Annotated in this window: 13 protein-coding genes and 1 pseudogene; 9 read left to right on the top strand and 5 right to left on the bottom strand. The window is 40.2% G+C overall.

Annotation, left to right across the window (positions count from 1 at the left end):
• A partial coding sequence (locus QSH13_RS17675; protein WP_286039414.1) for a transposase occupies positions 1 to 142 on the top strand: 142 nt, incomplete at its 5' end.
• Between the two features lie 71 nt (positions 143 to 213).
• Here QSH13_RS17675 and dicD read toward each other — a convergent pair.
• The 3 genes from dicD to aspA all read right to left on the bottom strand — a co-directional run bounded on the left by dicD (position 214) and on the right by aspA (position 3878).
• Positions 214 to 786, bottom strand: coding sequence for a division control transcriptional repressor DicD (gene dicD / locus QSH13_RS17670; protein WP_109407217.1), 573 nt, complete (start codon positions 784 to 786; stop codon positions 214 to 216).
• A gap of 183 nt (positions 787 to 969) precedes the next feature.
• Positions 970 to 2295: an anaerobic C4-dicarboxylate transporter gene (locus QSH13_RS17665; protein ID WP_100158899.1), complete on the bottom strand. Its 1326-nt coding sequence runs from the start codon at positions 2293 to 2295 to the stop codon at positions 970 to 972.
• Between the two features lie 158 nt (positions 2296 to 2453).
• Complete coding sequence (gene aspA, locus QSH13_RS17660; RefSeq protein WP_109396360.1) at positions 2454 to 3878, bottom strand: aspartate ammonia-lyase; 1425 nt, start codon at positions 3876 to 3878, stop codon at positions 2454 to 2456.
• Between the two features lie 374 nt (positions 3879 to 4252).
• On the opposite strand from aspA, the gene QSH13_RS17655 reads away from it, so the two are divergent.
• From QSH13_RS17655 to QSH13_RS17630, 6 genes are all read left to right on the top strand, one after another.
• A complete protein-coding gene (locus tag QSH13_RS17655; RefSeq protein WP_109396361.1) occupies positions 4253 to 4759 on the top strand; it encodes an FxsA family protein in 507 nt (168 codons plus the stop codon).
• Positions 4760 to 4928: 169 nt separating this feature from the next.
• Positions 4929 to 5222 (top strand): co-chaperone GroES, encoded by a 294-nt coding sequence (locus QSH13_RS17650; RefSeq protein WP_036914050.1) that lies wholly within the window; start codon positions 4929 to 4931, stop codon positions 5220 to 5222.
• Positions 5223 to 5274: 52 nt separating this feature from the next.
• Positions 5275 to 6921 (top strand): chaperonin GroEL, encoded by a 1647-nt coding sequence (gene groL / locus QSH13_RS17645; protein WP_109396362.1) that lies wholly within the window; start codon positions 5275 to 5277, stop codon positions 6919 to 6921.
• A gap of 1112 nt (positions 6922 to 8033) precedes the next feature.
• Complete coding sequence (ltrA, locus tag QSH13_RS17640; RefSeq protein WP_286039413.1) at positions 8034 to 9692, top strand: group II intron reverse transcriptase/maturase; 1659 nt, start codon at positions 8034 to 8036, stop codon at positions 9690 to 9692.
• A gap of 104 nt (positions 9693 to 9796) precedes the next feature.
• Entirely contained in the window at positions 9797 to 10021 is a 225-nt protein-coding gene (locus QSH13_RS17635; protein WP_001556379.1) for a DUF2188 domain-containing protein, read from the top strand.
• Positions 10022 to 10890: 869 nt separating this feature from the next.
• Positions 10891 to 11235, top strand: coding sequence for a DUF4156 domain-containing protein (locus tag QSH13_RS17630; protein ID WP_006536171.1), 345 nt, complete (start codon positions 10891 to 10893; stop codon positions 11233 to 11235).
• Positions 11236 to 11346: 111 nt separating this feature from the next.
• Here QSH13_RS17630 and epmB read toward each other — a convergent pair whose 3' ends face one another.
• Positions 11347 to 12375 (bottom strand): EF-P beta-lysylation protein EpmB, encoded by a 1029-nt coding sequence (gene epmB / locus QSH13_RS17625; protein ID WP_109396364.1) that lies wholly within the window; start codon positions 12373 to 12375, stop codon positions 11347 to 11349.
• 44 nt (positions 12376 to 12419) lie between these two features.
• Here epmB and efp point away from each other — a divergent pair, with 44 nt between their 5' ends.
• Together efp and QSH13_RS17615 are read left to right on the top strand one after the other, a co-directional pair.
• Positions 12420 to 12986, top strand: a complete 567-nt coding sequence (efp, locus tag QSH13_RS17620) for an elongation factor P (protein ID WP_006536168.1) — start codon at positions 12420 to 12422, stop codon at positions 12984 to 12986.
• A gap of 721 nt (positions 12987 to 13707) precedes the next feature.
• Complete coding sequence (locus tag QSH13_RS17615; RefSeq protein ID WP_109396365.1) at positions 13708 to 14184, top strand: RpiB/LacA/LacB family sugar-phosphate isomerase; 477 nt, start codon at positions 13708 to 13710, stop codon at positions 14182 to 14184.
• A gap of 240 nt (positions 14185 to 14424) precedes the next feature.
• Here QSH13_RS17615 and QSH13_RS17610 read toward each other — a convergent pair.
• A pseudogene (locus QSH13_RS17610) lies at positions 14425 to 14518 on the bottom strand (RNA-guided endonuclease InsQ/TnpB family protein); the annotation flags it as partial.

Genomic DNA, 14518 nt, shown 5'->3' with positions numbered 1-14518 from the left:
GCTCCGGCAGCAAAACACACATTTACGGATGCAAAGTAAAACGGGGCTTTTGTGGTCGAGATCGTACTTTGTCTGTAGCACCGGAGTGGCAACGATTGAAACGTTCAGAGCCTACGTTCAGAGTCAGCCAACGCCTGATTGATCTTTAAAGCCCTGCGGGCTTTTCGCCTTATATCCCCGCCCGCATTGGGCGAGGGTTTACGGCGTTTTTCGCTAACTTAATGCGCCATTTTTACGGCATTGAGCTATCTTAAGAATATCCTCTGCCAATAATTTTGCTGTAATAATATCATCGGAATGATGATTCACCATTAAACGGCTTAAACAGCCTTCTAAGATGAGTTCCATTTGTTTAGCGACTAATTCGCTATCTTCAATATCAAGTTTGCGCAGTAGCGTTCTGGAATAATCAAGCGAGCTTTGTTTTTGACGTTGGCTTAATTGGTGGATTTGAGAATGTTCATCTGGGTAAGCACTACATGCTGCAACAAATAAACAACCAGGGAATCGATTTTTTTCTAAACGCATGGCGAGTTGATCATAACGTGCCAGTAATTTTTGTTCGATAGTTAGTTCGTCATCTAACATGACTTGGCGTTGCCAAATATCAATTTGTTGTCCGTGATGGCGGAGGCAATCAAAAATTAAGGCATCTCTATCTGGCCAGAATGGATAAAGTTGAGATTCATTGATACCTGAATCTTGAAGAAGCTCCGGTAAAGTTGCAGCTAAGCCGTATTGCTCTAGCTTGATAAGTACGTGGTCTAATAACGCTTCACGTTGCACGGATATCTCCTTAAATCACCTTGTCACGAAAACACCATAATTAGCAGACTTTAACTGAAAATGAAAGCAAGAGGCGACTGGGTAAAATGAAAATACCCCATCTTGCGACAGGGTATTTTCTTATTTTTTATTTCTTTTAAGCGCTAAGCACTTTTTTGCAATGTTTTAATTTTTTACTTCAAACTACAGGATCATACCGCCGAAGAGGAAACCAAATCCGACAGCTAATACCACACCAATTGTACCAGGGATAAAGAATGGGTGGTTGAAGACTAATTTACCGATACGAGTTGTACCTGTGTCATCCATTTGAACTGCCGCAACTAGTGTTGGGTAAGTTGGCAGGATGAACAGACCAGAAACTGCAGAGAAAGAAGCAATTGCAGTTAATGGAGATACACCTAAAGCTAAAGCCATTGGCATTAATGCTTTCGCTGTTGCTGCTTGTGAATATAACAGTGCAGAACAGAAGAAGAAAATAACGGCTAATAACCAAGGATGGCCAGTGATTAAATCACCCGCAGTCAGTTTGATCCAATCAATGTTGCTTGAAACGAAAGTATCACCTAACCATGCAACACCCAGAATACAAATACATGCACTCATACCTGCTTTAAAGGTACTTGAGTTAAGGATGTTGTCAGTTTTAACTTTACAGAAAACAGTGATAAGCGTTGCAACACTCAGCATGATGATCAGAATGGCGTTAGTGGTGTTCATTAACGGTTCTTTCACGATGCCTAAGCTTGGGCTGTTGATGATTGCATAAGTAACAACACAGACAACACCCAGTAAGAACAGCATTACTGATGATTTAGCACCTGGTAAGGTTTCTCTGCGTGCTTGGCTACCACGTAACTCAACCAGACCTTGTTCTAAACGCTCACGATAGACTGCATCATCAGACAGTTTTGAGTTAAATACCCAAGACACGATGAATGACATCAGAATAATAGCAAGGAAAGTCGCTGGTAATAAGATAGACAGCAGAGTGATGTAGCTTACTGTGTTACCTTCACCAACCATTGCTGGGTTTTCCATGACAGATGCCATGTAGACAACCGCTGCAGAGATAGGTGATGCAGTAATACCGATTTGAGCTGCAACAACACCAGTTGATAAAGGACGGCAAGGTTTGATGCCTTGTTCTTTTGCAACTTCAGCGATAACTGGCAGTGTTGCTAAAGAGATGTTCCCTGTACCTGCAAATAGAGTTAAGAAATAAGTCACAATTGGCGCAAGAATTGTGATGTATTTTGGATTACGTCTTAACAGTTTTTCAGTTTGGCCAACAAGGTAATCCAAACCACCAGCAACCTGCATCGCAGAGATTGCGGCAATAACAGCCATAATGATGGAGATAACATCAAAAGGGATTGAACCAGGTTTAACACCGATAGCGGCTAGAACTAAAACCCCTAAACCACCGGCAAACCCGATACCAATTCCCCCAAGTCTCGCACCGAGGAAAATGGCCAGCAGAACGATAATCAATTCTACGGCTAGCATAGCGTTTACTCCTTGAGATAATTAAAAAAATGAGAAAGATAAGTTAAATTTTTGTTTTTACAATCAAGTAAAAAGGCACGTCTCTTAAAGAGTCCGTGCCTTGTATTTTTAAGAGCTCATTCTTATGTTTAACAGTGTCATGTTATAAAACACAATTATTAATCATCGAAGCGTTTTGCTTTGTAAGCCGGGTTTTTTAAGTTCTCGATAGAGAAGATATCATCCAGTTGTTCTTCGGTTAATAAACCACGTTCTAGAACAACTTCACGTACGCTCTTACCTGTTTCTGCACAAATCTTACCAACGATGTCGCCGTTATGGTGACCAATGAATGGGTTCAGATAAGTAACGATACCGATTGAGCTAAATACGAAGTGTTCACAGATTTCTTTATTCGCAGTGATACCATCAACACATTTTTCTACTAAGTTACGGCAAGCGTTGCTTAACAGAGAGATTGATTCGAACATTGCTTGACCGATAGCTGGTTCCATTACGTTTAATTGTAATTGACCTGCTTCAGCAGCCATAGTCACACAAGTGTCATTACCGATAACTTTAAAGCAAGCTTGGTTAACAACTTCTGGAATTACTGGGTTTACTTTAGCTGGCATGATTGAAGAACCTGCTTGCAGTTCTGGAAGATTGATTTCTTTCAGACCTGCACGAGGGCCAGAGGACAGTAAACGTAAGTCATTACAGATTTTAGACATTTTCACAGCTAAGCGTTTTAACGCGCCGTGAACCATTACATAAGCACCACAGTCAGAAGTTGCTTCAATTAAGTCTTCTGCTGGAACACAAGCTAAACCAGTTACTTCTGCCAGTTTTTCAACCGCCAGTTTTTGATAACCAGGTGCTGTATTCAGACCAGTACCGATAGCAGTTGCACCTAAGTTCATTTCTAACAGTAACTCAGCAGTGCGTTTCAGGTTTTTGATTTCTTCTTTCATCAGTACAGAGAAAGCATGGAATTCTTGACCTAAAGTCATTGGTACAGCGTCTTGTAATTGAGTACGACCCATTTTCAGGATGTCTTTGAACTCAACCGCTTTTCTATCAAAACCTGCTTTCAGCAGTTCGATAGATTCAGTTAATTTGATAATAGAGTTATAAACCGCTACACGGAAACCACAAGGATAAGCGTCGTTTGTTGATTGGCTCTTATTGACGTGGTCATTTGGGTTCAGGTATTGGTATTCACCTTTTTGGTGACCCATTAATTCCAGACCGATGTTTGCGATAACTTCGTTGGTATTCATATTTAATGAAGTACCAGCACCGCCTTGGAATACATCAACTGGGAATTGATCCATGTGTTTACCTGTTTGTAATACAACGTCACAGGCTTTGATAATCGTATCAGCGATTTCACGAGGAATAGTGTGGAGTTCTTTGTTTGCTAATGCAGCAGCTTTTTTCACCATTACCATACCGCGGATGAATTCTGGAACATCATTGATGGTACGATCACTGATGTAGAAGTTTTCAATAGCACGTAAAGTGTGGACGCCATAGTAAGCATCAGCAGGAACTTCTCTTTTACCTAACAGGTCTTCTTCGATACGAGTTTTATTTGACATGAGAACCTTCTTATTAAAATTTTAACTGTCTAGTTATGCGCTTGTTAATAAAATATATCGTTAACGGTTAATAATGTAATATAACTTACCGTTTTGCTTGGTACTGACACGATCATATTCGGGTTGTGAACAAATACCTTTAAGCTGGATCACTTTATAAGTAAATAACGTCTAAATATTTTCTTTTTGTGATCTATCTCATGGATTTTACAGTTCTAACTCTCTTTTTAACGCCCCTTGAAAAGGAGTATTAGGCTCCCCACTATTATGTAGATAAACTAAGAAAAAGCGAGTTTGTAAACCATCACCTTAGATGTAGTTCACACTCCTTTCTATTAATAATATGAATCTTTTTTATAAAAAAGGAGAACCAAGTGCGTTGGCTCCCATTAATTGTTATCTGTCTTCTTATCTATGTAGAAGCTGTTATTTTCGTCAATGTAGCATCTTCTATTGGCGTACTGACAACACTATTCCTTGTGGTGCTGACTTCTTGTGTTGGTATCTCACTGGTAAAAAACCAGGGCGTAAAAAATATTGCATCAATGCAACAAAAACTTGCAGTGGGTGAAGTGCCTGCTGCAGAAATGGTGAAAAGTGTTTCGTTAATATTGGCAGGTATTTTACTGTTGATCCCGGGGTTCTTTACTGATTTTCTGGGTTTGCTGTTATTACTACCACCGTTGCAAGCACTGTTAGTGACTAAATTGATTTCTCGTATTCGTGTTTATTCAGCAGGTCATGGTCAAAGTGGATTTTCGTCTAATCAAAATGGAACAACATTTGAAGGCGAGTTTCAGCGTAAAGAGGATTCACCGAGTAACCAACTGAATAATAAGGCTGAAAATCAGAATAACGACCATTTTTCTGACAAAAAGTAATCAGCCGAAAGCATAATCAACTGAAATGGGGAAAATTTGAAAAAAAATCACACTTCTCCCCTTGAAGTTTTACTTGATGCCCCCACCTGTATCGTGATGGTACTGGTTCATCTTGGGCACTGGTATCAACCTTAATCCTGATATGGACTTTTTTATAGGAGCACTATTAATGAAGATTCGTCCATTACATGACCGTGTTATTGTTAAACGTAAAGAAGTCGAAGCTAAATCAGCAGGCGGTATCGTACTAACTGGCACTGCAGCGGGTAAATCAACTCGTGGCGAAATTTTAGCCGTGGGTCAAGGCCGTATTATGGAAAACGGCGACGTTAAACCGCTGGATGTTAAAGTTGGTGATATCGTAATTTTTAACGACGGTTATGGCGTTAAAACAGAAAAAATTGATAACGAAGACGTGCTTATCATGTCTGAAAGTGACATTTTAGCAATTGTAGAAGAATAATTTTTCTCTTTTAAGATCTTCTTAAACTGAACGAATTCAAAGGAAATATACGATGGCAGCTAAAGACGTCAAATTCGGTGTAGATGCTCGTAATAAAATGTTACGTGGTGTTAATGTTCTTGCAGATGCAGTTAAAGTAACTTTAGGTCCTAAAGGTCGTAACGTTGTTTTAGATAAATCTTTCGGCGCACCTGTTATTACTAAAGATGGTGTATCTGTTGCACGCGAAATTGAACTCGAAGATAAATTCGAGAACATGGGTGCACAGATGGTGAAAGAAGTTGCTTCTAAAGCCAATGATGCGGCAGGTGATGGTACTACAACTGCAACAGTATTAGCACAATCAATCATTGCCGAAGGCTTAAAAGCAGTCGCCGCTGGTATGAACCCAATGGATCTGAAACGCGGTATCGATAAAGCTGTTGTTGCAGCAGTCGAAGAACTGAAAAAACTGTCTGTTCCATGTTCAGATACTAAAGCGATTGCTCAGGTTGGTACAATTTCTGCTAACTCTGATGAAACCGTCGGTACTCTGATCGCGCAAGCGATGGATAAAGTAGGTAAAGAAGGTGTTATCACCGTTGAAGAAGGTACTGGCTTAGAAGATGAGCTAGATGTTGTTGAAGGTATGCAGTTTGACCGCGGTTATCTGTCTCCTTACTTCATCAACAAACCTGAAACGGGCACAGCAGAATTAGAAAACCCATTCATTCTGTTAGTTGATAAAAAAGTTTCTAACATCCGTGAATTACTGCCTGTCTTAGAAGCTGTTGCTAAAGCTAACAAACCTCTGCTTATCATTGCAGAAGATGTTGAAGGCGAAGCATTGGCAACATTAGTTGTGAACAATATGCGTGGTATTGTTAAGGTTGCCGCTGTTAAAGCTCCTGGCTTTGGTGATCGTCGTAAAGCAATGCTGCAAGATATCGCAACATTAACTAACGGTGCAGTGATTTCTGAAGAAATCGGCATGGAGTTAGAAAAAGCAACATTAGAAGACTTAGGTCAAGCAAAACGCGTTGTTATCAACAAAGATACAACAACCATTATTGATGGTTTAGGTGATCAAGACGCAATCAGTGGTCGTGTATCGCAAATTCGTCAACAAATCGAAGAAGCGACTTCAGATTATGACCGTGAAAAATTACAAGAACGCGTTGCTAAATTAGCAGGCGGCGTTGCAGTCATTAAAGTTGGTGCGGCAACTGAAGTTGAAATGAAAGAAAAACGTGCTCGTGTTGACGATGCTCTGCATGCAACTCGCGCAGCAGTTGAAGAAGGCGTTGTTGCTGGTGGTGGTACTGCTCTGGTTCGTGTTGCTAACGCTCTGCGTGAGATGGTTGGTGATAACGAAGAACAAACAGTCGGTATCCGTGTTGCATTACGTGCAATGGAATCTCCAATGCGTCAAATCGTTGCTAACGCAGGTGAAGAACCCTCTGTTGTTGTAAACAAAGTGAAAGCAGGTGAAGGTAACTACGGTTATAACGCTGCAACTGATGATTACGGCGATATGATTGATATGGGTATCTTAGATCCAACTAAAGTTACTCGTTCTGCGCTACAATTTGCTGCATCTATCGCAGGTCTGATGATCACAACAGAAGCGATGATCACAGATTTACCTAAAGAAGACAAAATGGATTTAGGTGGCGCTGGTGGTATGGGCGGCATGGGTGGAATGGGCGGCATGATGTAGTGCGACGAGAGTCGCGTAGGTAGCTAGCCGAGCGGGCTACGTCCATAGTGAGTACTAACTGATAGTTGTACTCACTATTCCCCGCCGAAATAGCATAATAATGATATGTCCGATGTTCCGGGCTTTAAATTCTCCCGGACATCGGCTCTTCACTTGGTGAAGAACTAATTTCTGGTTGCGGACTTTAAAGTCAGTATTCCTCTCTAAATAATGTGTAACAGCGTTTTAATGCGATAACCATTTGAACTATCAATACGGTTATCACTTAATCTCTGTTATAACGTCAAAAAGATACACGTTGAAACAAGGTAGATTTTTTAGCTTGTGATGTAACGGGGTTAACATCGTCTCTATCAAATTTATGTACGCCAGCACCTACCGGTGTGAAGCTGTGCTGATGATTGTCTGACTGTATTGCATCTGATACAAAGCCAGACCTGTTGTGTAACTAACAGTAGCCTAGGAGCAGCGCGTCGCCAGTAATGGTGAGGTGTGAGAGCGCTCTGACAATGTACTCCCCGATGTTTGGGTGCCGATTTATCGTGAGATAAACAGTGGATTTTACCAGTAGCAGGTGAATGAGAGGCTAGGCTGGATCATAGGGTTAACGTTAAGTGAACTGTCCGTAAGCACCGTCAGCCGCAAGCAGCAAAAGCTACTGATATGCTGTGACCAAAAGGTACAAGGTCGGTTATTCCTATTACATCTGGGAATACGTTACCAACAGACCTTCGGTGTATAGGCAGAACCTAAGTGATCCGTGTCATGAGTACGGAACTCGGTAAGCCCGTATTTTCGCCACAATGTGGCAGGTGAGTCGCAAGACCAGCTGTTGAGAGTGCGGGTAAAGGAGGTTGGAGAAAGCGAATGCCGTTCTGTAATGGAATGGATAAGAGGTTAAATGTTCCTCTACCGGAAACGGGGCAGACTTCCGACTGGTCTTTAATTGTGTGCAGTACTGTAAAGCAAATCTAACGTGACAGAAAGTTGGTCAGGGCAGTTCTCTGTTCTGACCTAACCCTTGCGGGAGCATAAGATAACTCCTGCAAGGGGGCTATCTGTCAGCTCTCGCTTGGGGCTTTCTAATCCAAAGCACTGAGGAGAGTAGCAAGTTGAGTACGTTAATAGAAGTACCTGCGCTTTCCGGCAGGGCGGAAAACTGGCATCAGATTAACTGGTGTCAGATACACCGTCAGGTCAGAGGGCTACAGGTACGAATCGCAAAGGCAACAAAGCAGAAGCATTGGCGCAGGGTGAAAGCCCTGCAAAGAATGCTGACGCGCTCGTTTGCAGCCAAAGCTTTGGCTGTCAGGCGGGTTACCGAAAATCGAGGCAAAAAGACAGCCGGAGTGGATCGCCAGTTGTGGAACACTCCCGAAAGTAAATGGTATGCGATCGATCAGCTTAAACGGACAGGTTATAAGCCGTCTCCGTTAAGGCGGGTTTACATTCCTAAAAGTAACGGCAAATGCCGTCCTTTGGGGATACCGACGATGAAGGACAGGGCGATGCAGGCACTATACCTGCTGGCACTTGATCCCATCTCGGAAACTAAGGCAGATCGCAGCAGTTATGGCTTTCGTCCGGCTCGTTCAGCGGCGGATGCGATTGAGCAATGTTTTGTTAATCTCAGTCGTAAAAGCTCTGCTGAATGGGTACTGGAAGGCGATATAAAAGGATGTTTTGATAACATCAGTCATGACTGGTTACTTGCCAACATTCCGTTGGATAGACAGGTACTCAGGAAATGGCTTAAAGCGGGATTTATGGAATCCGGTCGTTTACACCCGACAGAGGCTGGTACACCACAGGGAGGCATTATTTCCCCTGTACTGGCAAATATGGCTCTGGATGGATTGGAAGAGGTGCTTGAAACCCATTTCGGGAAGAAAAACACCAAAGCCAGTTATAAAACCAAGGTCAATTATGTGCGTTATGCGGACGATTTTATCATTACTTGCATCTCGAAAGAGTCACTTGAGAATAAAATCAAACCCCTTGTTGAAGCATTTATGGCGGAACGAGGGCTGCAATTATCACCAGAAAAAACGGTGATAACGCATATTTCGGAAGGGTTTGATTTCCTGGGGCAGAATGTACGCAAGTACCGTGGCAAAATGCTGATAAAGCCGGCTGCTAAGGGATTGCGTAATCATCTTCAGAAAATCCGGCAAATAGTGAAACGTAATTCGGCATCAAAACAGGGTGATTTGATAAGGCAACTTAATCCAGTATTACGGGGTTGGGCAAACTATCATCGTCATATTGTTGCCAAAGAAACGTTCAGCTATATCGACTATCGCGTCTGGAAATTGCTCTGGCGCTGGTCATGCCGTCGGCACGGGAATCGCAACAAGTATTGGGTGAAAAAGAAGTATTTTCATTCGGTTGGGAGCGAGAACTGGATATTCCAGAGTATTGATGCGGATAACGGCCTGAGAAGGTTAGTGTCCTGCAAAGATATCCCGATTAAAAGGCATATTAAAATCAGGGCTGAGGCGAATCCATATGATCCGGTTGACGAACTGTACTTTGAACAGCGGCAAATTAAGCGCTGGAAAGAAGGGAAAATGCAGCGAGGAAAGCTGAGATTAATTTGGGAGCGGCAAGGCTATCGTTGCCCGATCTGCCACCAACTATTCAGAGATAATGATGATTGGGATATCCATCACATAATCAGACGGGTAGATGGAGGAGGTGACGAAAGCGATAATTTAATGATGTTACATCCGAATTGTCATCGGTTGATCCATAACCATGAAGTGGATTAAATACTATATGTGGTGTTTTTCTGTTATTGAATGATCAATATATTGATTGTTTATGGTTGTCATGGTAATTTATACAGTGTCATGAAACTGTAAGGAGGTGACCCATGGCAGGTAAAAATCAACATGTAGTTAAAAGAGGTAATGGTTGGGCGGTACTTGGTGAAAATAACTCCAGAGATACTTCGCATCATCGCACGCAGCAGGAAGCTTTTGAAGCTGCGCGTGATATAGCTAAGAATCAAAGGAGTGAAGTTTTCATTCATGGTGAGAATGGGAAAATTCGTGAGCGAAACACTTACGGTAATGATCCTTTCCCGCCAAAGGGCTAGTCCAACAATTATAATGTTGTCGGCCCAAACAGAAGTGCGGGCTTATAAAGGCTTGAGCCGTATGCGGGGAAACTTGCATGTACGGTTCTTAGGGGGCGGCGGCGCAGTAATGCGCTGCTGCTACCCGACATTCATCAGCTAACTGTTTTACACGAAAAACCCGAGCTTAGGCTCGGGTTTTTTTATGTCTAAATACAATTGAGATTTGAAAATGGCTGTTGTAAATCAATGCTTAGCTGTCAGAGCATTTCAAAAATTCAAAAAAATATTGGGGATCGTCTTGTCAAACTCGACACTGTGCACGTGTTATTGCTTCTTGAGCTTGAATCAGAGCCTGCATACCTTATATTTGTTAACATAATTCACATATCATACCTTTAATACACAAAATCTCCCCTATAAGGGGGGATTTCGTTGAGGTAATACTATGGATTTAATGACCGCTGTTAATACTTTTGAGAAATTCGCTAATCAAGACAGAAATATTTTTCTCACCAGAGATTTAGATTTAAAAGAGGAAGCGCTAAATCATCATTTGAATTAAATTAGAGCATTATAATCGTTAAATGATGATTGATTGTCTGATGATTTTTAAAAAATGAACTAATTGTGTGTTCATTCTCGCACTGTGTAGGCTGAAAATAGACCTGATCGTTTTCAAAGCGTAAAAGCGGTGTAGAATAGAGGTATTATTGCTTTGTCTATCTCAAAGCTGAATTTGTACATTAAAATAAGTTTGAAGCGAAAATAATATCTTAAAGCTATTGGCTAATGTGAGATAGCAATGATGATTTATTTTTGCGCATAATAGGGATGACAAGGTATATTGTTGTCATGACTAAACGGACACTCAAATAAATGAGGGGATCATGCGAATTAAATTGTTATTGGGAGCTACAGCAGCGTTGTTACTAGCAGGCTGTTCTGCAACAAACACATTAAGTACTGCTGGCTCACAGGTACAAATCACTGATACGCAACCAGGCAGTGAGTGCCAATTATTAGGAACAGTGACAGGTGTTCAAAATAACTGGTTATCAGGTTCCCGTACTGAAAGCCAATCACTGCGAGGTGCTGCTAACGATCTACGTAATAAAGCAGCTGCAATGGGTGGTAATGTTATTTTTAACGTGGGTACTGGCGCAGGTAGCTTTGTTGATAGCTTTGCACCATTAGATAGCAAAATGAGTGGACAAGTTTATAAATGCCAATAAGGGTATTTAATTTATTCACTATTTATTAGTCTGCTAACTAATAGATAAAAAAGCTGTAGTCACTTCATCTATTTGAATTGAGCTACAGCTTTTTTGTTTTTGTGATATTGATTATTGCTGACGTAACCCAAGATCTAACAATGTTTTACTCGGTTCACCACCGATTTCACGTGTGAGTTTGGGTACCATATAACCAGACACTAAGCTCATAAGTCCTTTCATAATTTCTCTAGCTTCACTGTCTGGCACCATAAAGTGAGCCGCGCCTTGCACTTTATCTAGAACATGTAAGTAATACGGCATAACACCCGCATCAAATAGTGCGCGACTTAAATCGGCAAGGACTTCAGCACTGTCATTGATACCTCGTAATAACACACCTTGATTCAATAGTGTGACATTGGCATTTTTTAGCTTTGAGCAGGCTTCTCTCAGTGCATCATCAATCTCATTGGCATGATTGGTGTGCAATACCATGATATTTTGCAAACGTGATTGTTGTAGGCGTTTGCATAGCGTGTCAGTAATACGTGCAGGAATAACCACAGGTAAGCGAGAGTGGATACGTAAACGCTTAAGATGAGGAATAGCTTCCAATTGTGTTATTAGCCAATCAAGTTCATCATCTTTCGCCATAAGAGGATCCCCCCCTGAGAAGATGATTTCATCGAGTTTTGAGTTATTTTTGATATACTCAATTGCTTTTTGCCAATTCGCTTTGTTTCCTTTGTTATCTTCGTAAGGAAAATGACGACGAAAACAGTAGCGGCAATTGACAGCGCAACCACCTTTGACCAGAAGCAATGCACGATTCTGATATTTATGTAATAAACCTGGCACCGCATTTTGTTGCTCATCTAACGGATCCGTAGAAAATCCTGGTGTTATGGTAAATTCAGCATTTGCAGTTAATACTTGTAAAAGTAATGGATCGTTAGGATCGCCTTTTTTCATGCGTGCAACGAATTCACGGGGAACCCGTAGCGGAAAAAGCCGTCGCGCCTGAGCTCCTTTTTGGAGTTCTTCGTGATGTTCCAACGCTAAAAGTTGGAGTAATTCAACAGGATCACTGATTGCCTGCGCGAGTTGTGTTAACCAGACTTCTCTGGTGGGGTGATTATGAGTTACAATGTGTGCCATTTTTTGGCTATGCCATTTTAAATTAAAAAAGTTAGAGGATATTCATGGCTTCTTATAATACCAACGATTTTCGTTCAGGTCTTAAAATCATGTTAGATGGCGAGCCAGCCGTCATTACTGAATGTGAATTTGTTAAACCAGGTAAAGGTCAGGCATTTGCACGTGTGCGTTTGCGTAAACTGATTTCTAACAAATTACTGGAAAAAACATTTAAATCTACTGATTCTGCAGAAGGCGCAGATGTCATGGATATCAACTTAACTTACCTGTACAACGATGGTGAGTTCTGGCATTTCATGAACAACGAAACTTTCGAGCAATTAGCAGCAGACGAGAAAGCCGTTGGTGATAACGCTAAATGGTTGATCGACCAAGCTGAGTGTATCGTAACACTGTGGGATAATCGTCCTATCGCTGTTATTCCACCAAACTTTGTTGAATTAGAAATCGTTGATACTGATCCAGGCCTAAAAGGTGACACTGCAGGTACAGGCGGTAAACCAGCAACATTAAGTACCGGCGCAGTAGTTAAAGTACCACTGTTTGTTCAAATCGGTGAAGTTATTAAAGTTGATACTCGTTCAGGTGAATACGTATCGCGCGTAAAATAATTGCATAGATTATTTTACTGAGCACAATAAATAATTACCGCAGATAATGTTAACTATCTGCGGTATTTTTTTTATTTTAATTTATAAATATTGATTAATAGGCGGTGTTTTCTTTCTAAAAATTTGAGTGATTTGTATTACTGCATTATTTAATTTTTTGTGTTATTATTTTGTTTCTAATCTATTTATCCCTTCACTATCCAAGATGCCAAAATAGAATGTGATATTCAATATTGGAATTGGTAAAAAATAGCCATTTTCTTAGAATGAGTTTGTAGATTGTTTTGGTAAAGATAATCCACAGCAATATTTATTTAAATTATTTTGACTTCCTTTAAGAGATATTGAAGAGTATAGATAAAAACATTAATCCTGTAATATTATTGATCTTTATTTTATATTTTAGTTGTACTAGGGAAACCCTTTCAATATAGACATTTACTTTGATATATCTCTTTTATTTTTTTATTAGTTAAATTGATGACATAACAAAATTAGATTAGCTTATTCTTCTGGTTAATTATCTCATTTATGGAATAAATTTCCATTTCTTTACTTCTTCATTTTTGTAAATTTCCCATACTGAAAAACAGATAATAGAATTTTAATCTATACTTTATCTAGGTTAAATATAAATAATATCTTTTAGATTTGCTTAAAATTTAAATTTTATCAATAACTTATATTTACCAGTAGTACTTAAATTAATTTAGGAGGCTATATGGAAAATAAAACAATTATTATGGGGGCTGATCCTTCAGGATTTGAACTTAAAAATACGATTAAATCGTATTTATCAGGAAAAAATTACACAATAAAAGATCTCACTGAATCCAACCCTATTGGATATTGTGATGTGGGTGATAAAGTTGGCTCAATTATTTCTGAACATCCTGAATATATTGGTTTTGTTTTCTGTGGCACAGGAATGGGCGTAAGTATTAGTGCTAACAAACATAAAAATGTTTATTGTGGTGTTTGTGAAAGCGTGACCAGTGCTCGTTTTTGTAAAATTATAAATAACTGTAATATTCTTGCTATGGGTGGGTTATTAATTACGCCATTCAAAGCCAAAATGATGGTTGATGCTTATTTATCAGCAACCTTTACCGAAGGGTTTACACAAGCGACACCAGAAGATTTACAATCAGGCTTAAATTCAATGAAACAAGTAGAAGATAAAATTTATAAAAATTAAGTCATTCTTATTATTCACTTTTATAAGCCTGAATTTTCAGGCTTATTTTTTACTTAAGTAATATATTTTGCTTATTAAATAGATAAGGGTTTAGTATCTATATTAAATAAAGCATTTTATAACTTAACAATAAATAAAAAGTAGGTGGACAATGGAACATCAACGCTCTGATGAAGTAAATGGCCCATTACGTATTACCTGTGACTACTCCCCGCCCTGTCGGGCGAGGCTTCCCACTTCTTAGACCGCAACCGTCTGTGTGACGGATTTACGCTGGCCTCCATGGGCAGAAACGACGAGTCCCGCCGCTTGTAATTCCAGTATGCCCTTGCGT

Source organism: Proteus faecis (genome assembly GCF_030286765.1).
Lineage (GTDB): Bacteria > Pseudomonadota > Gammaproteobacteria > Enterobacterales > Enterobacteriaceae > Proteus > Proteus faecis.
Note: the sequence above shows the minus strand (reverse complement) of the source record. Positions and strands in the feature narration are given on the sequence as shown.